The sequence below is a fragment of the Pseudomonas sp. SIMBA_041 genome, from assembly GCF_046535095.1.
GTDB classification, from domain to species: domain Bacteria; phylum Pseudomonadota; class Gammaproteobacteria; order Pseudomonadales; family Pseudomonadaceae; genus Aquipseudomonas; species Aquipseudomonas mucoides.
Genome location: NZ_JAWRXJ010000130.1, coordinates 1 through 319, shown reverse-complemented (window position 1 = coordinate 319; position 319 = coordinate 1). Strand labels below are relative to the sequence as shown.

Here is a 319-nt window from a genome sequence, read left to right as displayed (position 1 = left end):
CTGTCACGCCGGGGGTCGCGGGTTCGAGTCCCGTCCGCTGCGCCATATTCGGTTACCTGGAACGCTGAACGCCAGGTCACCACGGAAAAGCCCGCTCACGCGGGTTTTTTTCTGTCTGTAGATTGTCCGTTGTTCCTGCAGGTTGCATCGTTTCACCGGTTTTCGGATTTATTTGAAAAATAATTCAATTAAATCAACACTTTACGAAAACCTGTGGCATAATGTGCCCCGCAACGAAGGTAAAGGGTGATTAGCTCAGCTGGGAGAGCGTCTGCCTTACAAGCAGAATGTCGGCGGTTCGATCCCGTCATCACCCACC

1 protein-coding gene and 1 tRNA gene are annotated in these 319 nt (G+C 52.4%); both read left to right on the top strand.

Going from position 1 to position 319, the window contains the following annotated elements; translation table 11 throughout:
• Positions 1-183 (top strand): hypothetical protein (locus SB725_RS30555; protein ID WP_410923085.1); only part of this gene is annotated, 183 nt, incomplete at its 5' end.
• 61 nt (positions 184-244) lie between these two features.
• Positions 245-317: transfer RNA gene (locus tag SB725_RS30550), tRNA-Val, on the top strand.
• The last annotated feature ends 2 nt before the right edge of the window (positions 318-319 follow it).